This window comes from Ruegeria sp. TASC047 (genome assembly GCF_059612445.1).
The window spans coordinates 68,958-91,841 of sequence record NZ_JBXWQP010000021.1; the positions used below are offsets into that span (position 1 = coordinate 68,958).

Annotated in this window: 18 protein-coding genes; 13 read left to right on the forward strand and 5 right to left on the reverse strand. The window is 58.8% G+C overall.

Annotated features, from left to right (window positions below; translation table 11 throughout):
* Positions 1–517: 517 nt before the first annotated feature.
* The 6 genes from rfbF (at position 518) to AC2FLO_RS05490 (ending at position 7,012) form a co-directional block, all read left to right on the forward strand.
* Complete coding sequence (gene rfbF / locus AC2FLO_RS05465; protein ID WP_496754327.1) at positions 518–1,291, forward strand: glucose-1-phosphate cytidylyltransferase; 774 nt, start codon at positions 518–520, stop codon at positions 1,289–1,291.
* The gene (gene rfbG, locus AC2FLO_RS05470) at positions 1,288–2,367 is read left to right on the forward strand and encodes a CDP-glucose 4,6-dehydratase (protein WP_496754326.1); all 1,080 of its coding nucleotides are present in this window, start codon (positions 1,288–1,290) and stop codon (positions 2,365–2,367) included. The genes rfbF and rfbG overlap by 4 nt, the downstream gene beginning before the upstream one ends.
* The gene (locus AC2FLO_RS05475) at positions 2,364–3,596 is read left to right on the forward strand and encodes a methyltransferase domain-containing protein (RefSeq protein ID WP_496754324.1); all 1,233 of its coding nucleotides are present in this window, start codon (positions 2,364–2,366) and stop codon (positions 3,594–3,596) included. The genes rfbG and AC2FLO_RS05475 overlap by 4 nt, the downstream gene beginning before the upstream one ends.
* A complete protein-coding gene (locus tag AC2FLO_RS05480; RefSeq protein ID WP_496806769.1) occupies positions 3,596–4,474 on the forward strand; it encodes an NAD-dependent epimerase/dehydratase family protein in 879 nt (292 codons plus the stop codon). Before AC2FLO_RS05475 ends, AC2FLO_RS05480 begins: the two co-directional genes overlap by 1 nt.
* Positions 4,471–4,872 (forward strand): GtrA family protein, encoded by a 402-nt coding sequence (locus AC2FLO_RS05485; RefSeq protein ID WP_209599288.1) that lies wholly within the window; start codon positions 4,471–4,473, stop codon positions 4,870–4,872. The genes AC2FLO_RS05480 and AC2FLO_RS05485 overlap by 4 nt, the downstream gene beginning before the upstream one ends.
* A gap of 103 nt (positions 4,873–4,975) precedes the next feature.
* The gene (locus tag AC2FLO_RS05490; RefSeq protein WP_496754321.1) at positions 4,976–7,012 is read left to right on the forward strand and encodes a B12-binding domain-containing radical SAM protein; all 2,037 of its coding nucleotides are present in this window, start codon (positions 4,976–4,978) and stop codon (positions 7,010–7,012) included.
* A gap of 35 nt (positions 7,013–7,047) precedes the next feature.
* On the opposite strand, the gene AC2FLO_RS05495 is transcribed toward AC2FLO_RS05490, so the two are convergent.
* Positions 7,048–9,099, reverse strand: a complete 2,052-nt coding sequence (locus tag AC2FLO_RS05495) for a glycosyltransferase family 39 protein (RefSeq protein WP_496754320.1) — start codon at positions 9,097–9,099, stop codon at positions 7,048–7,050.
* A complete protein-coding gene (locus tag AC2FLO_RS05500) occupies positions 9,096–10,079 on the reverse strand; it encodes a glycosyltransferase family 2 protein (RefSeq protein ID WP_394389148.1) in 984 nt (327 codons plus the stop codon). Before AC2FLO_RS05500 ends, AC2FLO_RS05495 begins: the two co-directional genes overlap by 4 nt.
* 243 nt (positions 10,080–10,322) lie before the next feature.
* Between AC2FLO_RS05500 and AC2FLO_RS05505 the strand changes: the two genes are divergently transcribed.
* A complete protein-coding gene (locus tag AC2FLO_RS05505) occupies positions 10,323–11,828 on the forward strand; it encodes a PepSY-associated TM helix domain-containing protein (protein ID WP_496754319.1) in 1,506 nt (501 codons plus the stop codon).
* A 47-nt stretch (positions 11,829–11,875) separates the two neighbouring features.
* On the opposite strand, the gene AC2FLO_RS05510 is transcribed toward AC2FLO_RS05505, so the two are convergent.
* A complete protein-coding gene (locus tag AC2FLO_RS05510) occupies positions 11,876–13,312 on the reverse strand; it encodes a lipopolysaccharide biosynthesis protein (RefSeq protein ID WP_496754317.1) in 1,437 nt (478 codons plus the stop codon).
* 307 nt (positions 13,313–13,619) lie between these two features.
* Here AC2FLO_RS05510 and AC2FLO_RS05515 point away from each other — a divergent pair, with 307 nt between their 5' ends.
* The 6 genes from AC2FLO_RS05515 to AC2FLO_RS05540 are packed head-to-tail and all read left to right on the forward strand — an operon-like array spanning position 13,620 to position 20,274.
* A complete protein-coding gene (locus AC2FLO_RS05515; protein WP_267365639.1) occupies positions 13,620–14,546 on the forward strand; it encodes a glycosyltransferase family 2 protein in 927 nt (308 codons plus the stop codon).
* A 1-nt stretch (position 14,547) separates the two neighbouring features.
* Positions 14,548–15,522, forward strand: a complete 975-nt coding sequence (locus AC2FLO_RS05520; protein ID WP_496754316.1) for a lysylphosphatidylglycerol synthase transmembrane domain-containing protein — start codon at positions 14,548–14,550, stop codon at positions 15,520–15,522.
* Positions 15,519–16,958 (forward strand): protoporphyrinogen/coproporphyrinogen oxidase, encoded by a 1,440-nt coding sequence (locus AC2FLO_RS05525; RefSeq protein WP_496754314.1) that lies wholly within the window; start codon positions 15,519–15,521, stop codon positions 16,956–16,958. Before AC2FLO_RS05520 ends, AC2FLO_RS05525 begins: the two co-directional genes overlap by 4 nt.
* Positions 16,959–16,961: 3 nt before the next feature.
* Entirely contained in the window at positions 16,962–17,705 is a 744-nt protein-coding gene (locus tag AC2FLO_RS05530; RefSeq protein WP_496754312.1) for a polysaccharide deacetylase family protein, read from the forward strand.
* Positions 17,706–17,738: 33 nt separating this feature from the next.
* The gene (locus AC2FLO_RS05535; protein ID WP_480529129.1) at positions 17,739–18,710 is read left to right on the forward strand and encodes an NAD-dependent epimerase/dehydratase family protein; all 972 of its coding nucleotides are present in this window, start codon (positions 17,739–17,741) and stop codon (positions 18,708–18,710) included.
* 34 nt (positions 18,711–18,744) lie between these two features.
* Complete coding sequence (locus AC2FLO_RS05540; protein WP_496754311.1) at positions 18,745–20,274, forward strand: GMC oxidoreductase; 1,530 nt, start codon at positions 18,745–18,747, stop codon at positions 20,272–20,274.
* A gap of 15 nt (positions 20,275–20,289) precedes the next feature.
* On the opposite strand, the gene AC2FLO_RS05545 is transcribed toward AC2FLO_RS05540, so the two are convergent.
* Positions 20,290–21,345 carry a formylglycine-generating enzyme family protein gene (locus AC2FLO_RS05545; RefSeq protein WP_496754309.1) on the reverse strand — a complete coding sequence of 352 codons (1,056 nt, stop codon included), beginning with the start codon at positions 21,343–21,345 and terminating at the stop codon, positions 20,290–20,292.
* Between the two features lie 40 nt (positions 21,346–21,385).
* Entirely contained in the window at positions 21,386–22,708 is a 1,323-nt protein-coding gene (locus AC2FLO_RS05550) for a glycosyltransferase family 4 protein (protein WP_496754307.1), read from the reverse strand.
* Positions 22,709–22,884 lie beyond the last annotated feature (176 nt).

Genomic DNA, 22,884 nt, shown 5'->3' on the forward strand with positions numbered 1-22,884 from the left:
CCGCTGTCCATCCCACAGAGAGAGGGGGCAGATGCGAACCAGATCGCCTGTGTCGAAAACCGGTTCAGAATTGGTGAAAACCTCTGTCTCCTATACAGTCCTAAACCGCATGCGCTTTTTCCAATAATTTGAATCGTAACGATGTTTTCTGACCGGTATAGCTTTGTCAAAATTTCCCGCAGGTGTGAAACGTGCATTTGCTCCGCGCAATTCTGATACAACATGTACGGCCCTGAATATGAGCTCTTTTGAGCGCTATCTCTGTGATGTTCTTCACTGGATTGCCCGGCTGAAAGAGCGCGTCAACAATATCGTCTCTTTCCACCCATTGTGTATGGTTGAGCGTCAAGGCAACAGGAAATTCAGTGCCTCACGACTCGTGGCTTTGTGAATCTTGACAGGGTGGCGGCGCTGTCGTCCTAATGCGTGCGAATGTTTGCAATAACCTAGATGCCCAGATCCGGGTTAAGACGAGTGTATTGGTAGCCAGTCTCGTTGTTAACGAGGGAGCAATTTTATGAAGTGCGTTATTCTGGCCGGCGGCTTAGGCACGCGGCTCAGCGAAGAAACCGTCAAGATTCCAAAACCCATGGTCGAGATCGGTGGTAAGCCGATCATCTGGCATATCATGAAAATCTACGCGGCCCATGGCGTCACTGATTTCATCGTCTGCCTGGGGTACAAAGGTTATGTCATCAAGGAATTCTTCGCGAATTTCTTTCTGCATAACTCGGACGTTACGATCGATCTGGCCAATGGCGGTCTTGAAATTGCAAACAGCAAGTCAGAACCGTGGCGCGTGACATTGATCGACACCGGAGACGACAGCCAGACTGGCGGGCGACTTCGCCGGGTCATGCATCTGCTCAAGGATGAAGAAGCGTTCTGCCTGACCTATGGCGACGGTGTTGGTGATATCGACATTCGGGCCGTGATCGATTTTCACCGGGCGCATGGCAAGCTCGCAACCGTCACGGCAGTTCCTCCGCCCCGCCGCTTCGGCCAGCTCGAGCTGCAGAGCAATCAGGTCCTGAATTTCTCTGAAAAACCCGTCGGGGATGGTGGGCTGATCAATGGCGGGTTTTTTGTGCTGTCCCCCAAAGTGGGCGATTACATTGACGGCGACGATACCGCCTGGGAACGCAGCCCCCTGATGAACCTGACGCGCGATGGCGAGCTGATGGCCTTTGAACATAAAGGCTTCTGGCAGCCCATGGACACTATTCGCGAACGCCAGGAACTGGAAGAACACTGGGCCACAGGCAATGCGCCGTGGAAAATCTGGGAATGAGTGCGAGCGCATTTTCCGGACGTAGGGTGCTTGTAACCGGGCATACCGGCTTCAAAGGCGCCTGGCTGGCTGCCTGGCTGACCGAGGCTGGTGCAGAAGTCGCCGGATACGCCCTTGCCCCCGAAACGAAACCCAATCTCTGGGCATTGCTGGATCAGCGCAAAATAAGGTCGGTCACCGGCGACCTGAATGATCGCGCGGCCCTGGACCGGATCATCGCGGAAACCGATCCTGAATTCGTATTTCATCTGGCAGCGCAATCCCTGGTCCGGCGCTCTTATCGCACTCCGGTTGAGACCTTCGCCACCAATGTTCTGGGCACGGTTCAGCTTTTGGACGCACTGCGTGCAGCCCCGAGCCTGCGCGCGGTGGTGGTGGCAACCTCGGACAAGGCCTACGAGAATGTCGAACAGGTCTGGGGCTATCGCGAAACCGACCCGATGGGCGGGCATGATCCATATTCCGCATCGAAGGGTGCGACCGAAATAGCGGTCGCAGCAATGCGGCGCAGCTATTATTCACCGGATGCTGCCGATCCACATCCGGCCCGGATTGCCAGCGCACGCGCGGGCAATGTCATTGGCGGTGGCGACTGGGCCGAAGACCGTTTGGTTCCCGATATCGTGCGCGGTTGTCTGAGCGATGAAGGACGCGTCGTATTACGCTATCCCGGCGCAATCCGCCCCTGGCAACATGTTCTGGAACCTCTCAGGGGGTACATGATGCTGGCCCAGAAGCTCGAACAGGACGGTGCCTTCGCAGCGGGATGGAATTTTGGCCCCGAACGTGACGATGAACGCCCGGTTCTGGATGTAGCCCAGGCGGTCATCAAGGCGCTTGGGCAGGGCCGGATCGATATCGACACCCCGGCGGATACGCCGCATGAGGCCAAGATGCTCCGGCTGGATGTATCGCAGGCGCGTGCACTGCTTGGCTGGCGCCCGGTTCTGAGTTTTGACGACACCGTCAGGCTGACGGCAGACTGGTATGCGGGCTGGGCCCGCGGCACTCCGGCAACCGAGCTGTGCCACGCCCAGATTGCCGAATTCGAAACACTGAGCATGAGACAGGTATGACCGGCGCGACCCATCCCACCTGCCGCCATTGCGGCGCGGACCTTGAGATGACGCTTGTCGATCTCGGACTGTCCCCTCTGGCCAATTCCTATGTGGACCCCGCGAAAGCGGACAAACCGGACCCGGTCTATCCATTGCACGCCCGCGTCTGCACCGAATGCTGGTTGGTTCAGGTGGATGATGTCGTACCGGCGGAAGAGATTTTTTCGACCGATTACGCCTATTTCTCCAGCTTCTCGGACAGCTGGCTGGCCCATTGCCGGGATTACGTGGAAAAAATGGTCAATCGGTTTGATCTCGGGCCGGACGATCTGGTGATCGAGATCGCCTCGAATGACGGGTATCTGCTGCAGTATTTCGTTGAAAAAGGCATCCCGGTTCTGGGGATCGAACCTTCAGGCAATGTGGCGGCGGCGGCACAGGAAAGGGGTGTGCGCACGCTGGTCGATTATTTCGGCGAGGCGCTGGCCCGAAAGGTTGCTGCGGTCGAGAAACCCCCGGCCCTGATTGCCTCGGCCAATGTGCTGGCGCATGTGCCTGACATCAACGATTTCGTTGCCGGCATCGCCACCCTGCTGACGGGGGACGCGGTCTATACAGTTGAATTTCCGCACCTTCTGAACCTGATCAAAAGCGTGCAGTTCGACACGATCTATCACGAACACTATTCCTATCTGTCGCTGCTGGCGGTCGAGGCAATCTTTGCCAAGGCGGGTTTGCGCGTCTTCGACGTCGAAGAGCTGCCGACCCATGGCGGATCGCTGCGGGTTTATGCCTGCCTTGAAGAGGCCAGCCACCCCGAAGGGCCGGGCCTGGCCAAGGTCCGCGCGGACGAGACTGCGGCACAGTTCGACCGGCCTGAGGGCTACATGAACTTCACCACTCAGGTCGAAGCGTTGCGCGATGGGTTGCTTGCCTTCCTGCGTGAAACAAAGGCGCGGGGCGACACGGTTGCCGCCTACGGTGCCGCTGCCAAGGGCAATACGCTGCTGAACTATGCCGGGATCGGCCCCGATCTGATCTCTTACTGCGTCGACCGCAACCCGGCCAAGCAGAACACGCTGCTGCCCGGCAGCCATATCCCCGTGCATGGGGTCGAAACCCTGCGCGAGGCGCCGCCGGATTACGTGCTGATCCTGCCCTGGAACATCCGGGATGAGGTCATCGGGCAACTGTACGACCTGAAGGTACGGTTCGTGACCGCCGTGCCGGAAGTCAGGATCAGCTGATGGCACGGGTTCTGCTGACCGGCGCAACCGGATTGATCGGACGCGCGACGGTTCCGGCTCTGACACAGGCGGGCCATGAGGTGGTGACGCTGGGCCGCAACCCGACAAGCGATATCCCCTGTGACCTGCTGGACCCCAGCGCCACCACAGCGGCCCTTGAAACAACCCGCGCCAGCCATCTGGTTCATCTGGCCTGGCATGACGGACCACGCGACCGCTGGGATTCCCCGGCCAATCTGGACTGGATGGCCGCCACGCTGCACTTGGTGCGGGAGTTTGCGCGTACAGGCGGGCGGCGTGTGGTCTGCGCCGGAAGCTGTGCCGAATATGACTGGTCGGTGCCGGAGCTGACCGAAGCAACACCTTTGCGGCCCCGGACCCTGTACGGGGCCGCAAAGGCTGCGACCGGTCTGGCGCTGAGCGCAGGCCAGGATGTGCTTGGCTTGTCTCTGGCCTGGGCCCGCATTTTCTTTGTCTACGGACCGGATGAACCGCCGGGCCGGTTGTTTGGCGATCTGATTTCAAATCTGAAGATAGGTGAGCCCGTAGATTGCACCGATGGACGACAGGAACGGGATTTCCTGCATGTCGATGATCTGGCGCGCGCGCTGGCGCTTTTACTGGAAACCAATGTCACCGGCGCGATCAATGTCGCCAGCGGCACCGCCGTCCCGGTCCGGCAGTTGATTGAAGAGGTCGCAAACCAGATGCATCACCCTGACCTGATCCGGCTGGGGGCTATCTCCCGCGCGGCAAATGATCCCGACCGGCTTGCAGCGGATGTGACCCGGCTGCGGAACGAAGCCGGGTTTACCCCGCAACACAATATCGCTTCAGGGGTGGCGGACATTCTTTGTACAGAAGGGGCCCGCGTATGAAAAAGCTGCTCATCCCCCGAAAGAAATCATTCATGCGCTTCGCTTTGGTCGGGGTACTGAATACGGCGTTTGGCTATGCGCTGTTTACCGGCCTCAGCCTGTCAGGCCTGCCACCGCAAGCCGCACTGGCGATTTCGTTTTCTGGTGGAGTTTTGTGGAACTTCATGACCCACGCCCGGCTTGTCTTCGACACCAAGGGTTTTGGGCGTTTGCCCTATTACGTGCTGTCCTATCTGTTCGTCTACGCGTTCAACGCCCTTTCGCTTGAGGGTTTGCTGTCCGCCGGTCTGCAACCGATCATCGCGCAGGGGGTACTTGTTTTGCCCACCGCCATCCTGGCCTTCATCATGATCTCCAGGGTGTTGACGGGTCACTTCCCCTGGCAGCAGAGTGTTTGAAGATGATTAAAAATAACAATCCGGCACATTGGCCATCGAAGTCCAAACCGACCATGGAGCCAAAAATTTGACATAAGAACTGTACCGCGAGGATAGTTAACTAATGCGTCTTTACCTTGCCGATCTCGGCCATAACCTCGTTACCGCTACGTCGGACACCTATCCGCTGGGTGTCGGCAATCTTGCTACTTTTGCCAAAACCTATGCCAAAAGCCCGACACCGTTGGAAGTTGCAATCTTCCGCGACCCTCAGGAATTGAAGGCAGCCATTGATGCGGCGGCACCCGACATCATCGGTTTCTCAAGCTATTCCTGGAACCATCATCTGGCCCTGTCCTTTGCCGACTACGTGAAAGCGATCGACCCCAATGTTCTGACGCTGATGGGCGGCCCCAACTTTCCGTTGACCGAAGAAGAACAGGACAGCTGGATCCGGACCATGCCACAGATCGACATGCATGTGCGCGGCCCCACCTATGAGGGCGAGCGCGCCTTCCTGAGCACGCTGCAACGGTTCATCGATGTTGGCGCCCGCCGCGAAGGCATGTGGGAAGAGGCCGTCGATGGCGCGCTTTACGTGCACCCGAAAACCGGAGAGATCCTGCGCGGGAGTGAGCCGCCCCGCATCCGCAATCTGGACGAAATCCCGTCACCCTATCTTGCCGGGCTGATGGACAAGTTCTTTGACACCGGCCTGTTTGCACTGATGCAGCTGGCCCGCGGCTGTCCGTTCACCTGCGCATTCTGCAACTCGGCGGTCAAATCGAACTCAAAAGTTTTCCGCCATTCGTTCGAGCGGACCAAGGCCGATCTGGATTACATCGTAGCCCGCATCAACCACGCCAGCCCTTTGTGTTTTGCTGACGACAATTTCGGCATGTATGTGCAGGACGAAGAGGTGGCCGACTATCTGGGCCATCTGATGGATAAATACGACTGGCCCAAATACATCCGGACAACCACCGGGAAAAACCGCGGCGACCGGATCATCAAGGTGATGCGTAAGGCCAAGGGCCGGTTGCCAATGACCTCGTCGGTCCAGTCCCTGAATCCGGTAGTTCTGAAGAACATCAAACGCGACAACATCAGTCTGGATACCTATACCGAGGTGCAGCAGGAGCTTCATTCAAAGGGCATGCAATCCTATGGCGAGCTGATCCTGTGCATGCCGGGTGAGACCAAGGAATCCTTTATGGATGCGGTCGACAAGCTGATCGAAACCGGTGTCAGCCGGGTGGCGGCACACCAGCTGATGCTCCTGCATGGCGCGCCACTGGCCAATCCTGACAGCCGCAAAGAATTTGGGTTCAAAACCCTGCACCGAGTCGTTGCCCGATGCCTGGGCAAATATAACGGACCAACCGTGGTCGAGACCGAGGAAATGGTGGTCCAGTCCGAGAATTTCTCGTTCCAGGATTACCTGGATACCCGTGTTTTCCATCTGCTGCTGACGATCTTCTATTATGAAGACAATTTCGAAGAAGCCTTCCGGCTGGCGCGTTCTCTGGACATCCGACCGTTCCAGATCATCAAACATATGCAAAAGATTCTGGATCAGGCACCGGAGCCGTTCCGCAATGCATTGGCTAGTTATCTAGAAGAGAACCAGGCTGAGCTGTTTGAAACCCGCGCCGATTGCGTGGCTTGGGCGCAGGACAATTACGATGACCTGATCAGCGGTGAACTGGGGGGCAATCTGCTCAGCAAATACTCGATGATTGGCCGGTTCATTGTACTGGACGAAGCGCTTATTTTTCTGAAGCGGGCCATCTCGGACCTGCTGGATGAGGGTGATCACGAAGCGCATGCGATGCTTGATACGATCATCAACTATTACAGCGCCGTGATGCTGCATGCTCCCTTTTCACAGAGTCTGGAGCATGAACCGGTCTGGAGTTCGTCATTCGACGTCGAGGCCTGGCGGAATTCGGGGTATGAAGGCTCCTTGCGTGATTATCAGTTTGACACCCCGCGTGAGTTCCAGACGCAGGTCGATCCGCGTGTGAAAACGACCCTGCTGTCCCGGATCGACACCTTTGGTGAACATGCCTCGGGGTTGGGCCGGTTCACGCGGACGATGTTTGCCAATGATTTCAGACGCAACTTTGTGGCCGCCGAAAACCAGCACGCTGCTGAGTAATTGCGCTCGGGAAAACCCGACTGACCCGGGGCGTGTCAGTCTGCGTCGCTTAGGTAGACAACCTCGCGTCCGGGGAAGGCAGCGATAATGTCGGCGTTCTGATCCGGCCCCAGATCATTGAGGAAGATCGGTTTATTCTGTGGCAGGAACGGATCGTTGAGATAAAGCGCAGACCCTATATCCCCCTTTGTCGAAACAAAAACCAACGCATTGCCCAGATCAGCGGCTTCAACCTGTCGCCTGATGTCACCGCTATACCCACCATATCCGTCATATTTCGAAACACCGCGCCAGGATGTGAAACTGACAACCGAAATGGCGCAGAGCAACAGAACGACACAATGCAGGCGGCCGCGATACTGCTCGGGCAACCGGTCATTGATCGCCTCGATCCCAGCCGCGGACAAAACCAGGATAGGCAGCAATGCCGTGTGCCAATAGCGCGGTCCGAGGTAGAAGGTGCCTGTAAACCAATAGAAGAACAGAACTGCCACGAGGGCAGCAAAGATCACCAGCATCGCACGGTCAAACCCGGTCAGCTTTTTGCGCCAGATAAAGACGATCCAGAACGGAACCAGCGATCCGAATGTCCAGCCCAGAAGTTCGAGGTTAAGCGAGGCAATCGCATTGATCAGGTTCAACACGGCTTCGGCGGGACTGTGACCGCTCCAGATATCCAGCGCGCCCCAGCTCTGGGCGGGCGGGCCCACATTCTCCCCAAATCCAAATGCGTTTTGCGTGTCCGGCCACAGACGGCTGAGATAGTCGGCTTGTGCGGTCAACAACAGATCGCCCGTGATCGCGTGATTGAGCAGAAAAACGACAGACCCGGACAGGATGCCCCCGACACCGCAGGCAAGCACTTGCCCGATCCCGGCAGGCAGTCGGCGAAGCACCCACAGGCCTGTCAGACCACCCACGATCAGCCCGTCCAACGGTCGGGTGACAAATCCCCATCCCAAGGCCAACCCGGCGGCAAATGCCAGTAATACCGCCCGGCGGGCAGACCCCTCTCCGGCCCGGATCAAACACCACCAGGCCAGTAAGATCGTCACCAGCATAAGCGCGTGGTTCATCAGCGTGGCCCCAACAGCCAGCACCCAGGGTGAGGTTGCCATAAGCAACGCGACCATATCTGCGCGTTCCCGGCTGACAGCCCGGCGGACAATGTCATGGGCCAACCAAACCGATATCCCGGTCAGGATCGGATTGATCACCCATGGCGCCCCGACCAGCACCCCAAGGCTCAAAACGATGGCCCAGCCCTGCGCCGGAACACTGATCCATTTGCCCTCATGTATTTCGAGAAGATAATATTCCAGCGCGGGGTGTGCCGCTTCGGGCGGGGCCGGAGCCCAGAGCGTGCCAGCCGCAAAGGTCCGTGCCTGAAAAAGATAGGCCAGCTCATCCTCGACATGGGGCACCCGATCGAACGCTGTCCAGGCCAGTATGGCGCTGACCAAAATCGCAAACACCGCCAAACCAGCCACTGGGATTCGCGGCATGTGGTCTGGCCCAACCACAACAAACATGGCCAATAGCGTGGCCAGTTGAACCAGTGACAACACTCCGCCAACACCGATCTGCAAGCCATAGGCCACATGATAGCCATAGGCGATATAAGGAGTTGCCGACAGACTGAAAACCGCAACCAGAACCATCAGCAGAAACAGGCGAAATATCCCCGCTTTGGCGAAAAGACCGCAGATGGCTGCGCGCCCTGAGGGCCGTATGAGAACAACGCCGATCACCGCCGTCTGCATCGCCAGTATCGCCAGCATGATCAGGTTCTCAGGCGGGTCTGCAGAGATCTCAAGGCGTGGAAACCAAAGCGGTTGCGTCAGCCACAGCCGGGCTGCAACGCCCAAGAGAGCCATTGCACTCAGAATGCCAAACAGAACCTGACCACGCAGCCAGAAGAAGCCCAGAAAAACCACCGAGGCCACCACCATGCACCCAAACCATATGCGCAGCTCGGGCAGAGTTGCATTGGTGGTCGGTGCGTCAACAGCCCAGGCCGGGCTGGCGCAGAGCGCCATCACAAGCGCAAGGCCGCACCATTTGCCGCGACTCAAACCGGCAATCATGCCAGACGCTCGTCTCTAGTCAGTGCCGGATCCCGCGCAGGGCCTTCAATGTTGATGCGCTCCTGCTCGGTCACGATGGGGCCGCCGCGTACCTGATTGTGGATCGAGGTGATGTATTCCCCCAACATTCCAATAAACAGCATCTGGATACCTGACAGGAAAAACAGGGATACGATGATGGTTGTCGTCCCGCGCGGCGCCTGATCGGGATTAAAGAAAAACAAAACCGCGGAAATGAGCGAAAACAGAATACAGCCGGCCGCAATCACCAGTCCGCTGATCGTGCAGAACCGCATCGGGGCACGCGTGAAAGAAAAAATAGCATTCAGCGCCTGATCGGTCAGCGCCATCAAGCTGTGCTTGGTCAAGCCGCTTTTCCGCGCCTGCCAGACATAAGGTTTGATGATCCGGCGGAAGCCGCAGCTGGCAATGATGCCGCGGATATAAGGGTAGTGGTCATTGTGGGCCAGCACTGCCTCAAGCACTTTGCGGTCAATCAGCTGAAACTCTCCGACCGATGGTTCCAGCCAGACGTCCGACAGGCCATTGACGATCCGATAGAAAAGACCGCGCGCATTACGCATCACGAACCCCTCCTCTCGGGTACTGCGGGCACCGGCCACCACGTCATAGCCGCTTTCCCACAACTCGACGAACTCCGGGATCAGCTCGGGCGGGTCTTGTAGGTCAACAGGCAGCATGACAACAACCCCGTCACCAGTGGCATAGCGCAACCCGTTGAAGGTTGACCGGAACACTCCGAAATTGCGGGCATTGACCACCACTTTCACGTCCGGATCCTTTGCGGCGATCTCGCGCAGGATATCCACGGTCCGGTCCGTGGAGGCATTGTCGATGAAAATATGCTCGCGCCTGTAGCCCGGCAGTTCCGTGTCGAAAATCGACTTTACGGTTTCGTAACAATTCGCCACGTTGTCTTCTTCATTGAAGCATGGCGAGACAATGGAAATTGTTTTCATAGCTCTATTTAACATCAAACAGCACCGCTTACCCCAACAATACCCGGGTATAATTATATCATCCCGCGAAGTTCGGGATTCGCACAACACCTAACCTGCGGGAATACCATGAAATAACGTGTGCTCATCGCAACATCAAAAGCCCAATTCACCCCTCTTCTGCGGCAAGGCTATCTTGCCATTGTTTCCGGCACGATTACTCGGCTTAGTGTTCCCAGACATTGTAGACAGATAAACATTCAGATGAACCGCAAAATCCGCAATTCACTTTTCAAACTCCACACCTGGCTGGGGCTGCATCTGTCGCTTTTCTTCGCATTCATGTTTCTGACCGGCACATTGCTTGTTGCCGGTTTCGAACTTGAATCGGTTGGTCGTACGGCAATCTGGACCACCGCCACCAAGGAAGAACGCAACGCCAGCTTCGGCGAAATTTACGGCAGTATCAAAGAGACCCACCCTGAAAGTCGCATCTTTATCATCCATAGGCGACCGGCCCCCTGGTTCGTGGACCGTACGGCAGCCCACACAGGCTGGGGAGAGAAAGTCAGCTTTTGGACCGACCCCACCACTGGCGCGGTTGTCGCGGAAACACGACCATTGGGCTTTCGCAACATCCTGCGTGATCTTCATGACACGTTCCTGACCGAACAGCGGATCGTATTCATGCTGGTCTGCGCCATGTCGGTCGTGCTTTTGTTTCAGCTTGTCAGCGGCCTCATTACCTATAGGCGCTTCTGGAAAGGATTTTTCCGCTGGCCTGGCCGCGCAGCCGGCTTCCGATCATGGGCAGGCAGCACGCATCGACTGACGGCCCTCTGGGCCGCGCCGCTGCTGTTTTTGACCGCTGTGACCAGCTTCTATTTCCTGTTGGGCAGTCTGGGGCTCGACGGCACCAGACCACACCCGAAGCCCCCCGTTCCCCGCGATGTTGCTCTGCCCGCCAATCTTGACGCGACCCTTATCGACCAGGCAGAAGCCCGGGCCCGGGAAGCGCTGCCAGGGTTTGATCCGTTCCTTGTATTCCTGCCAGACAAGAAAACCGATAGTATAAACTTTTCCGGAAATCTGGATGGCCATTCAGGCTTTTTCGGAACAGGCAGTGTGTTCATAGATCCTGTCACGCTTGACGTTTTGGGGGCATTTACGCCGGATGATATTGGAGGGTTCACCTATTGGAAGCCCTTGATGGATATGCTGCATTTCGGCACCTGGGGCGGCGCGTTTTCGATGGCACTATGGATTATTCTCGGCCTGATTGCCACCGGCCTTGCCCTTACAGGCGCCCTGATTTTCGCTGCTAGAATTGCCCCTGATGCCACACGAAATGGCCCACTTAGGCGCATCTGGCGTGGTATGGGATGGACCCGGTGGGGCTATCTTTTGTTATTGGCGGGAATTCTGTTTACCGCGTATTACCGTTTTGGCCCCAATTCCCACGACAGAACCAGAGCTTTTGCAATTGACACCCCACCGTCGGTTGCCCGGTTGATTATGGATGCCCCACTCCGACGCGACACCGCCCTTGATATCCAACTTCGGATCGGTGAGCCAGATGTTCAGGCTGCAGCGATCACGATTAATGGCGATGAGGTGCAGGCGGTCAAATTCACACAGAACGGTGACAGGGCCATCGCCAGTTTTGAGCTGCTCCCTTCGGAGACGGAGAACAATATCACCGCTCACCTCAAAAAATCCGACGGCGGTGAAAAGACCGTCAATTTCCGCCTCGGCGCACCGATTTGGTAGCTGCCTGTCCCGCTCATCAACCAGGATGGGTAGCGCATTAATATGTGCTATCCACTGACCTCTTGCGGGTCAATCTCGGGACCTGTTTCCTCTTTCCTGCGCACCATTGCGATCAGCAGACGCAACCTGTCGCGCAAAACCAAAGCAGCCAACAGACAATAAACAACAATTCCGGTCGCAGTGCCGATCAGAAGACGCAAAACCTGAGACATCCCGTCCAGTTGCCGCACAATTCCAAACACTGCGAGAGCCATTCCTGCAGATAGCAGAAACGGTGCGAGATGCTGCTTCATCAAAGCCGGGCCGGGCAGCTTTGCAATATGGCCCAGATTGGCGAATTTGAGCGGCCAGATCAGCAGAAAGACCGCCACGAAACCAGCTGTGACAACCGATAAGCCATAAGGGGCCAGCACTACAATCGCTGCCGCCGCCAGCGCCACCTCGACCCAGGACAGGATCGCGAGACGCCCGACCTGACCCGCGGCCAGACAGAAGGTCTGCTGCACCTTTTCGGCGCACAGATACATGCCGAACACCGACATCAGGCTCAGGACCGGAGCCGCCGGAGCCCATTTCTGACCAAACAGTAAGACCAGCGCCGGTTCCGACAGAACCGCCAGACCGGCAAAGGCGGGAAAAGCCAGAAACCCGGTCAGGCGCATGACGTCGATCAGCAGATCCGCCGCTTGACCTCCATCGCGCGCCGCTGCGCCAAAAGCGGGCTGTGCCACCGTGCGCAGTGGCGTGATCATGAGGAACGAGGCTGTCTCGATCACCCGCCAGGCAATTGCATAATACCCCGCCTGCACCGGCCCCAGCATCGCGCCGATGATCACCGCGGGGGATTGCACCGCCGCCAGTTCCGCCGCGCGCAGGCCCAGAATCCGGTGGCTGAAATGCAAAATCCTGCGCATGTGATCCCGCGACGCGTGGAATGCCGGACGCCAGGACACTGCGCCCCAGGCCATCACGATATTGGTCGCTGTCATCGCCAGCCGCTGACCTACCAGGCTCCAGACCCCGTACCCGGTCAGCGCCATGCCAATTCCCACAACCCCTCCGACCGCCGCGCCAAGTGCTGCGCGGATGGCCAGAACACGGAACTTCATTTCCCGGCGCAGGATCGCCACAGGCACTGCCGTCAGCGAAATCATCAGCACTGTTGGGGATAATCCTATCAACAATTCGCCCGCAATCGGCTCATTGTAGAATTTCGAGACCAGCCCTGCGCCCAGATAAAGCGCAATTGTCAACACACCCCCGAGCAGCGCCAGCAACCAGAAAACCGAATTCAGCCGCTCTGGTGACAGCGCATCACGGGTCAGCAGAATGTCGGAAATCGTTTCACGCACCAGAAATTCGGAAAACAGCACAAAGGCCGCAACCATCGCCAGCAGGCCGAAGGCTTCGACCCCTAAAATACGGGCAAGAATGGCAAAAATAATGAAGTTGAACGCCTGTTCTACCCAGATACCAGCCGACATCCAGGCAACTCCGCTGCTGAAACTCTGCCGCCCTGACATCCGTTTCCTTCCTGCTGCCCGCACCCCGCCATGTTCCAGGCGACACATACCTCAAACACTTGCACCTGCTGCGTGCAATATACGTAATTACAAACTTGACGCCTTAACGGTCGAATTTGGTCAAATTTATTGTCTATGTTCAGTCTGTACGTGTTCGAATACTATACGCAATACAGGGAATTATGCCCGTTACGTTCCATGCGCCACGCAAATCTTGCAGCGGGGGCTGGGGCTGGGACTATTAAGTGAATAAAAGGTTTTCATTTTCATGAACAAAGTCGCAGAGCCGATGGTGACGAGCAGCACCACATCTGAAGAGCTGATCGCATCGGACACCGCCGGCATGAGCCTGAGCGTGGTCATCCCCGCCTATAACGAGGAAAATGCCGTGCGTCACACCGTCGAGGACGTGCGCGCCCATCTCGAGCCGCTGAATATCCCTTACGAAATTATCGTGGTGGATGACGCAAGCCAGGACAATACCCGCGCCGAGGCCGAGGCCAGTGGTGCCACCGTTACCTTCAACGACGTCAATTCCGGCTATGGCGCCAGTCTCAAGCGCGGGGTGCGGATGGCGCAGCATGAATATGTGGCCATTCTGGATGCCGACAGCACATACCCTGCGCGCTATCTGCCAAGCATGCTGGCCATGTGCCGCGATCAGGACATGGTGGTGGGCGATCGGGGCGCTGCGATGAAAAACGTGCCGCTGCTGCGCAGGCCGGCCAAGAAATTCCTGTTCGCCTTCGCTTCATTTCTGGCCGAGCGCAAGATCAACGATCTGAACTCGGGCCTGCGCGTGTTCCGCAAATCCGAGCTGATCCCGTTCCTGCCGCTTTTGCCGCAGAACTTTTCGTTCACCACCACGATCACGCTGTGCATGACGTCGAATGGCAAGCGGATGATCTATACGCCCATCGAATACGGCAAACGGGTGGGCAAATCGAAAATCCGCCCGATTGATTTCCTGAATTTCATCATCCTGATCCTGCGCATCAGCACGCTCTTCAATCCGCTGCGGGTGTTCATTCCGCTGGGTCTGGCATTTTTCACGTTGGGCACGGTGAAGTTCATTATCGACATGTTCTACTGGAACCTCAGCGAAACTGCAGTGTTCTCATTCCTGGCAGCGATCATGATCTGGTCACTGGGGCTGATCGCCGACATGATCTCGCGGCTGCACCTCAGACCGTGACATGAGCGGCAGGCTGCTTTCCGACCCAAGTCAACGGCGTTGGCTGATCCGGGTGGCCGGATCGGTCGTGGTGCTGGCGATCCTGTTCTGGTTGCTTCCGGCTGAGGCCATCGTGACGGCACTGAAGTCGATACCGATCTGGGTCTTTCTATGCGTGCTGGCCCTGTTCCTGCTGGCCCATGTAGGGGCCGCGCTGAAATGGTGGCTGCTGCTGAACCGGGGGCTTCCGCCCCTGCTGGCCATCCGGGCGCATTTTGCTGGTCTCGCCGCCAATCTGTGCCTGCCCGGTGCAATTGGCGGCGATACGGTGCGGGCCGGTCTGGCGCAGGCGGCGATGAAAGACGGCGCGCAGGTTGTTGCGGGCGCAACCGTTGACCGGCTGATCGACATGGTGGCGCTGCTGACCCTGTCCTGTCTGGGTCTGGTGCTGACATGGGAAAGCGCTGCGGGCGGGTATATGATCTGGCCGGTTGCGCTGATCCTGCTGGCCGCACTGGCGGGGATGGTCGCGATGCCGCGCCTGCTGCCTCTGCCCTGGCGCTATATCCCGTCCCTGCCCGGCAAAGGGTTTGCCCATCGTCTGGCTGAGGCGCTGGCCGGGATGGGCCGCAAACCCGGCACGCTGGCCATTGCCTTTGTCGCATCGATCCTGATCCAGCTGGTGCTGGTCCTGCTGGCCTGGTGGCTGGCCATTGCGGCGGGTGTCGATGTGACAGCCGGGCCGTGGATTTTCGCCTGGCCGCTGGCCAAAATCATTGCGGTACTGCCGGTCTCGCTGAACGGGCTCGGCCTGCGCGAAGCCACGCTGGCCGGGTTTTTGGCCCCATTTGGCGCCAGCGCGCCTGCGGTCGTGGCCGCCGGGCTGGTCTGGCAGGTAGTGTTGTTTACGGCAGGCGGGCTTGGCGCGCTGGTTCTGACCCTGTCCGGGATGCGGTTCAGCACCCCGGCAAATTCCCAAAAGGAAGAGTGCAAGTGACGGATGTTTCCCGACCCAATGGCGGCGACAAGCCCGAGATCATCATACTAGGTGCCGGACCGGCCGGGCTGGCCGCGGCCCATGCGTTAACCGGGCAGGCCCGCGTAACGGTAATCGAACGCGCCGCTATTGCCGGTGGCAATTCGGCTTCCTTCCCGATTGAGGGCGTGATCTGCGACTATGGCTCGCATCGGTTTCACCCCGCGGCAGAGCCCGAGGTTCTGGCCGATGTAAAAGCCCTGCTGGGGGACGATCTGCTGCTGCGCCCGCGTCATGGGCGCATCCGGCTGGGCGGAAAATGGATCCACTTCCCGCTGAAACTGACCGACGCGCTGATGCGCTTGCCCAAACCCTTTGCCCTGTCGCTGATCGGGGACATGGTGCTGAAGCCGTTCCGCAAGAAAAGCACCGGGCCCGAGACATTCTCGACCGTGCTTTATGACGGGCTGGGGCCGACGATTTCGGACAATTTCTATTTCCCCTACGTGCGCAAACTGTGGGGGCTGGACCCGGACAAACTGGCCGTGAAACTGGCCGAGCGCCGGGTCGGCAGTGGATCGGTCGGCAAGATCCTGATGAAGATGCTGCGCCTGCTGCCGGGGCTGCGCAGCGAAACCGCCGGTCGGTTCTTTTATCCGCGCAAGGGGTTCGGGCAAATCTCGGATGCGATGCGGGACAGCGCGGAAAGCAACGGGGCAACTTTCCTGTTCAACACCGAAATCACTGCCATCGAGAGGGACGGCAATCGCATCACCGGCCTGACGATCCGCGAGGGCGAGGGTGAACGGCACCTGACCGGCGATCTGATCCTGTCGACCATCCCGCTGACCGGGCTGACCCGCCTGATAGACACGCCGCCACCCGAGGTGGTCGAGGCGGCTCGCGCGATCCGATTCCGCGGCATGATCCTGCTGTACCTGGTGCTGGAGACCGACCAGTTCACCGAGTTCGATGCACATTACTTCCCGGAACTCTCGATCCCGATCAGCCGGATGTCAGAGCCCAAAAACTATAACGCCAGCGGCGCGCCAAAGGGCGTCACCGTGCTGTGCGCCGAACTGCCCTGCGACCCGGATGAGAAATGGTGGTCCATGTCCGACGAGGAGCTGGGGCAGGAATTCACCAAATGGCTGGGTCAGCTGGGTCTGCCGGTCACTGTGCCGGTGCGCCGCTGTGAAACCCGACGGCTGAGCCACGCCTATCCGGTTTACGATATGGGCTATGAAGAGCGTTTCGGTACGGTGGATCAGTGGCTCTCAAATCTGAACGGATTGCTCGTATTTGGGCGGCAGGGTTTGTTCGCCCACGACAATACCCATCACGCCTTTGCCATGGCCTATGGCGCGGCGGATTGCATCGACGGCAAAGGCCATGTCGACCGCGCGAAATGGAACCGGTATCGCGAAGTCTTTGCCACCCATGTGGTGGAAGACTGATCCATGTCCGCCTGGCAGGCCGATATCCTGATGTATCATTCGATCTCGGATGCGCCGGGGCCGACCTCGATCGCGCCCGACATCTTTGCCGCGCAGATGCAGGCGCTGGCGGCATCCGGCCTGCCGGTGATCACGCCGGACGCGCTGGCCAACCCGCCCGCCCCCCGCGTGGTCATCATCAGTTTCGATGACGGGTTTGAAGATTTCGCCGACACCGCCTGGCCGATCCTGCGCGATCACGGCTTCTGCCCGATCGTCTATTTGCCCTCGGGCCTGATGGGCGGCCGCGACAGCTGGGCCGGAGGCAATATCCCTGCCCGCCCGCTGATGGGCTGGGACAAGGTCGAGGCGCTGGCAGCTGAAGGGGTCTGTTTTGGCGCGCATAGTGTCACTCATCCCGATCTCACCACGTTGGATGCGCTCATGCTGGAAGAGGAAGTCAGCGGATCCGGTCAGGACATTGCCGCCCGGCTTGGCCAGCCCACCCGGCATTTCGCACCGCCTTATGGCGCGTCGAACTCTAGCGTTCTCAGACAGGTCGCGCAGCATTACGACACCTCGGTCGGCACAAGGCTGGGCGTGGCCAAAGCGGGGGATGATATGCACGACCTGCCCCGGCTCGAGATGTTCTATTTCAACAACATCGCCCGCTGGAAGGCACATCTTGCCGGGCGCGGCGGGCCCTATCTGACGGCCCGCAGGGCAATGCGCGGCATCCGTGCGATGGTGCGGGGAAAATCGTGGTAAAGTTGGTTCTTACACAGTGACTGGTACAAACAAATGCATATTCTGATTACCGGTGGCGCCGGGTTTATAGGCTCCCATTTAACGGAACGACTGATCGGTGAAGGGCATCGGGTCACGATCCTTGACGATCTGTCGACCGGGCTGATGTCCAATCTGGCTTCTGTTGCGGACCACCCGGGCTTCACTTTTGTCAAAGGCAGCATTCTTGACCGGGGGCTGGTCGCCGAACTGGTCGATCCAGCGGATGTGGTGTTCCACCTGGCCGCCGCCGTCGGGGTCAAGCTGATCATGGACGAACCCAGTCGGTCGATCCTGACCAATGTGGCGGGGACAGAGAACGTGCTGGATGCCGCGCTGGTGAACAAGACGCATACGTTCATCGCCTCCAGTTCCGAGGTTTATGGCAAAAGCACCAATTTCCCCTTTCAGGAAGAAGGCGATCTGACCATCGGCGCCACCCGCAATCTGCGCTGGTCCTATGCCTGTGCCAAGACGCTCGACGAGTTTCTGGCACTGGCCCACGCGCGTGAATCCGACCTGCCGGTCACGGTGCTGCGGTTCTTCAACACCACCGGTCCGCGTCAGACTGGGCGCTATGGGATGGTGCTACCGAATTTCGTCAAGTCAGCACTGGAAGGCGCGCCACTGATGGTCCACGGCACTGGTGAACAATCACGCTGTTTCGGCCATGTCGCCGATGTGGTCGAGGCCATGTGCCGTCTGATGACCCTGCCCGAGGCGCGCGGCGACGTCTTCAATGTCGGAACCGATCAGGAGGTCACGATCCGCGAACTGGCCGAACAGGTCATCCGAACAACCGGCTCTGCCTCGGAAATTCAATGTGTTCCTTATGACACGGTCTATCCCGAAGGCTTCGAAGATATGCAGCGCCGCCTGCCTGATGTCTCGAAACTGCAGCGTGTCACCGGGTTCCGCCCGATGCGAACGCTGCAGCAGATCATCGATGACATCGTCGCCGAGATGAAGCGCCCGGTTCCCGCATGAGGCCGCATACCCCGGCACAGACGGACCCAACCTCGTGACCGATCTGGTCATCGGATCGGGGCCATCGGGGGTGTCCGTGGCCAAGGCCCTATTGGCGCGGAGGCGACAGGTTTTGATGCTGGATGGAGGGCGCAGACTGGAAGGCTCGGCGCAGTCCCGCCGTAACAGGCTGGCTGCGGCCGATCCCGAAAGCTGGCCCGCCGATGATGTAAAAGCCTGGCAAGCTCCTCAGTTCGACACGCCACCTGGGCAAGTCCGCCGGTTCGGATCGGATTTTGCCATGGTACCGGGGGCGGAAACGCTGGTATCGCCCGACCGGATCGGATTGCGCGCCTCACACGCAGCGGGTGGGCTGTCCAATCTCTGGGGCTCGGCCGTTTTGCCCAACCGCGCCGAAGATATCGCCGACTGGCCGATCGGAATTGACGATCTGTCACCGCATTACCGCGCGGTTGCGGAATTCCTTCCCATCAGCGGTCGGGTGGACGCATTACAGACTCTGTTCCCCACCCTTTCCATGCAGGATCGCGCCCCTCTGACCCCATCGCCACAAGCCGAACGGATGCTGACGAATCTGGATCGCCAAGCAGCGAGGCTTGCGAAACTGGGGGCCCATGCCGGTGCCGCTCGGCTGGCCGTTGAACCCGGTTGCCAATATTGCGGCCAGTGCCTGCATGGCTGCCCCTGGGGTCTGATTTATGCGTCCGGGCAAACGCTTGACGTCCTGCGTCACAATCCGGATTTCCGCTATCGCACCGGTCTTGTCCGCCAGTTCGAGGAACGCCCGGGTCATGTCACGGTCACGCTGGAGGACGGCGAAACCCTGCAAGCCGACCGTATCTTTGTCGCCGCCGGGGTTCTGGAAACCGCGCGGCTGATGCTGGCGACATCTCCGGACACTTCGGCCCGCTTGCAACTACAGGACAGTCAGCATTTCTTTCTGCCCAGCCTGCACCGCTGGCGCGCGCCGCGGCGCCCGGACCGAAGACCCTATCATACGCTGCCGCAGATCTTCATTGAACTGGATGACCCCGCGGTCTCATCGCATCTGGTCCACGCGCAGGTCTATACCTGGAACGAGTTCTATGACCATGATCTGATCAATACTTATGGCTCGAAACTACCCGGATCGGCCCCGTTATGGAGGCTGCTGGCGCAACGGCTGGTCGTGGCGCAGGCGTTTTTACATTCTGCCCATTCCTCCCGGATCGATCTGACGATGGCCGCAGACGGGCGGCTAACCCCGACCGTGCAAGGTAATGACGAAACCGAACAGATCATGGCGCGCGCCACGGCACGCATGGGGCAGGTCATGAAGCTGGCAGGGCTTGTGCCGCTGAGTTTCGCCCGCCGCCCCGGCGATGTGGGATCCAGCTTTCACGTGGGCGGATCGGTTCCCATGGCCAAAACGCCTAGTGCGGGGCAGTCGGATATTCTGGGGCGGCCGAAAGGGCTGTCACGGATACATCTGGTCGATGCCTCATGCCTGCCCAGCATCCCGGCCACAACCATCACCTTCTCGGTCATGGCCAACGCCCACCGGATCGGAATGCTGGCCCCCTAACACTATACCATTCGTCTAGTTCAACTCTCGAACAAGGCGAATGGCATGGCCATGACCACGATTGTAATAGTGTGGACCAACCCGAAATCCAGACCGGTTCTGCCAGGCCGGTGACGACGGACCACCCCCTCGAACGGTTCGAAACTCACAAGCTTCCCGCACAAATGCAGAACCATCGATCGTTACAGGATCATGATAGGCTTCATAACAATCCTCGACCCATTCGAAGCCATTGCCATGCATATCATAAAGACCGAAGTCGTTGGGTGGGTGCAGACCAACAGGTCCCGGCTTACGATCCGGCCAAAGAGACGAGCAGTTGATACAGTTAGCGTTGTTTTTTCCGATGTCGTTCCCCCATGGGAACCGCGTCACAGTTCCAGCCCGGGCAGCATATTCCCATTCCGCGTCTGTTGGCAGGCGGTAGGTTTGCCCGGTCTTGGCGCTCAGATAATCCGCATAGGCGTTCGCGTCGCTCCAATCGATCAGGGTCATGGGCTGGTCGTCGCGATAGCCTGCGTCCAAATCGGGCAAATACGGATCTTGCCCGGTTATCGCCGCCCATTCCGGATCTTCCTGCGCCTGGCGCCATTGCCCATACGTGATCTCGTAACGGGAAAATGCCAATGCGCGCGGAATGCGTACCAAACGCCGCGGACCTTCCCGATTTGCCAATTTCAACTGTGCCCGAAGAGGTGTGTGACTAAACATATGCGCATATCTCCCCTCTTCGAAAATCGGAGAACCTAGCAGGAAATACCCTTTGGGAACCTCAACCATTTCCGGGCAGTCCACGCAATCCCGGAAAATCCGGCCAGGCGTGACCATCTGAAATCCCGGTTGATGCAACGGAAGAAACTGCGCCGTTGCGAAAAGCGCCGCACGTTGCAAGCCTGACAGATTGGGTTCAGGCAGTTGCTCCTGTTCTGTGGTTGCCCGCATTGTAACCTCAAGATCTCGCAGCGCCGTGTTCGCAATCACAAGCAGCAGAAGAAAGCCAGCCAGCAGCGCGAAGATCACCAGCACACCAGACAGGATGGCCCAGAACAGTCGCAGCACCCATCGGAGCATTCCTCTCACAAATGAATCCCCCTCTGATCTGCCCGAAGTTCTACCGTACGCCATTTGAAAATCCTTCCTGCGTGCACGCAAGCCCGGTGGGCATTTGATTCATCGCTCCAAACTCAAACGCCCCGGCCTCCAACGCCGCGCCCAACGCGCGGTTGCCTTTGCCGTGTGCCGCACGGGCCAATGCCGCTCCATACGCCTCAAGCACCCGGGTTTCGTGCCAGATATCCAGAAACGCCTTGCGCGCAGCGGTCCCCTGCCCTGCGCGTCGGTCGGGTTGGTGTTGCAGATCGCGCATCGCTGCAATCAGATCATCCTCGGTCTCGAACAGCGACCCGCCCCCGGCCCGCTCGACGATCTCGGGGAACGGGCCCAGCCGTCGGGCGATCACCGGTGTGCCCAGCCGGAAGCTTTCGATCAGGATGATGCCGAAGGTCTCATAACAGACCGACGGTACGATCAGCCCCAGCGCGCCGCGGTAATAGGCGTTCAACTCGTCGGGTGCCTTGCGGCCCAGGAATCTGATCCGGTCATTGCCTGCGGCTTGAGCCTTCAGCTCATCCGCGTAATCGCCATCACCGAGGATCAGCAGATCGGCATCCGGGTAACGATCAAAGGCCGGGAACACATCCTGCAACCCTTTGATTTTTTCCAGCCGTCCGACAAACAGGAAATAGGGGCGGTCATGCGCCGCCGGTTCCGGCAAGGCGTCCTGATCCAGATCGGGCAGGAAATAGGGCAGCACCTGCATCTCCTGCCGCAGGCCGAACTCGCGATGCTTGGCCCGGCTGAATTCGCTTTTGGCGATGATCAGGTCCATGTGATCCAATGCCCGGTCCAGCGCGCCGGTATAACGCCACAGCTGCGGTGGGCGTTTGTAGTTTAACACGCAGCGCAGGCACTGGCGGTCATCGCACAGCTCGCGCCCGTGCCGCCACAGGACGTGGGTGGGACAGACCAGCCAGTGCTCATGCGCCTCATAGATCTTCAGCCCTTCGCCCATCGGCAACAAGCCGGGCCCACCGATCAGCGAAGTATTGTTGTGCCAGATGATATCCGGTTTCCGCTCGGCCAGTATCTCGCGGATGCGGGCGGCATGGACAACCGGGCGGCCAAGCTGCTGGGTCAGCAGGTTCGACATCATGCCATTGCGACTGCGCAACCCGATCCGCCGGACCCCGTCAGGGGCACCTTCGGGCTGTGGTTTTCCGCCCAGGATCAGATAGCTGTCTTCGTCATGCACCACCGTCACGTCATGTCCCCGCGCCACCAGCGCCCGGGCCATGCGCTGAATACCAATAGCATCGCCGCCGAAAGAGTATGGCGGGTAAAATGTGGTGAACATCAGAATGCGTAACGACTGCATGCGAATTGTACCAGATTACCAATAACTTTCCGGTATCAAACACGATCCTCGTCACAATCGAAAGACACAAGCCACGCAGTTGCCCGGTTCGCGCCCGGTGTTGCGGGCTTGCTTCAGATTATTGCAAGCTGCTGTGATCCGCCTTCATGACATGGGCAAATACCATGCGCGTGTTA

Bases quoted from the DNA above. Each gene is read 5' to 3' on its own strand.
- rfbF (WP_496754327.1), top strand. From the start codon at position 518: ATGAAGTGCGTTATTCTGGCCGGCGGCTTAGGCACGCGGCTCAGCGAA.
- rfbG (WP_496754326.1), top strand. From the start codon at position 1,288: ATGAGTGCGAGCGCATTTTCCGGACGTAGGGTGCTTGTAACCGGGCAT.
- AC2FLO_RS05475 (WP_496754324.1), top strand. From the start codon at position 2,364: ATGACCGGCGCGACCCATCCCACCTGCCGCCATTGCGGCGCGGACCTT.
- AC2FLO_RS05480 (WP_496806769.1), top strand. From the start codon at position 3,596: ATGGCACGGGTTCTGCTGACCGGCGCAACCGGATTGATCGGACGCGCG.
- AC2FLO_RS05485 (WP_209599288.1), top strand. From the start codon at position 4,471: ATGAAAAAGCTGCTCATCCCCCGAAAGAAATCATTCATGCGCTTCGCT.
- AC2FLO_RS05490 (WP_496754321.1), top strand. From the start codon at position 4,976: ATGCGTCTTTACCTTGCCGATCTCGGCCATAACCTCGTTACCGCTACG.
- AC2FLO_RS05495 (WP_496754320.1), bottom strand. From the start codon at position 9,099: ATGATTGCCGGTTTGAGTCGCGGCAAATGGTGCGGCCTTGCGCTTGTG.
- AC2FLO_RS05500 (WP_394389148.1), bottom strand. From the start codon at position 10,079: ATGAAAACAATTTCCATTGTCTCGCCATGCTTCAATGAAGAAGACAAC.
- AC2FLO_RS05505 (WP_496754319.1), top strand. From the start codon at position 10,323: ATGAACCGCAAAATCCGCAATTCACTTTTCAAACTCCACACCTGGCTG.
- AC2FLO_RS05510 (WP_496754317.1), bottom strand. From the start codon at position 13,312: ATGTCGGCTGGTATCTGGGTAGAACAGGCGTTCAACTTCATTATTTTT.
- AC2FLO_RS05515 (WP_267365639.1), top strand. From the start codon at position 13,620: ATGAACAAAGTCGCAGAGCCGATGGTGACGAGCAGCACCACATCTGAA.
- AC2FLO_RS05520 (WP_496754316.1), top strand. From the start codon at position 14,548: ATGAGCGGCAGGCTGCTTTCCGACCCAAGTCAACGGCGTTGGCTGATC.
- AC2FLO_RS05530 (WP_496754312.1), top strand. From the start codon at position 16,962: ATGTCCGCCTGGCAGGCCGATATCCTGATGTATCATTCGATCTCGGAT.
- AC2FLO_RS05535 (WP_480529129.1), top strand. From the start codon at position 17,739: ATGCATATTCTGATTACCGGTGGCGCCGGGTTTATAGGCTCCCATTTA.
- AC2FLO_RS05545 (WP_496754309.1), bottom strand. From the start codon at position 21,345: ATGCTCCGATGGGTGCTGCGACTGTTCTGGGCCATCCTGTCTGGTGTG.
- AC2FLO_RS05550 (WP_496754307.1), bottom strand. From the start codon at position 22,708: ATGCAGTCGTTACGCATTCTGATGTTCACCACATTTTACCCGCCATAC.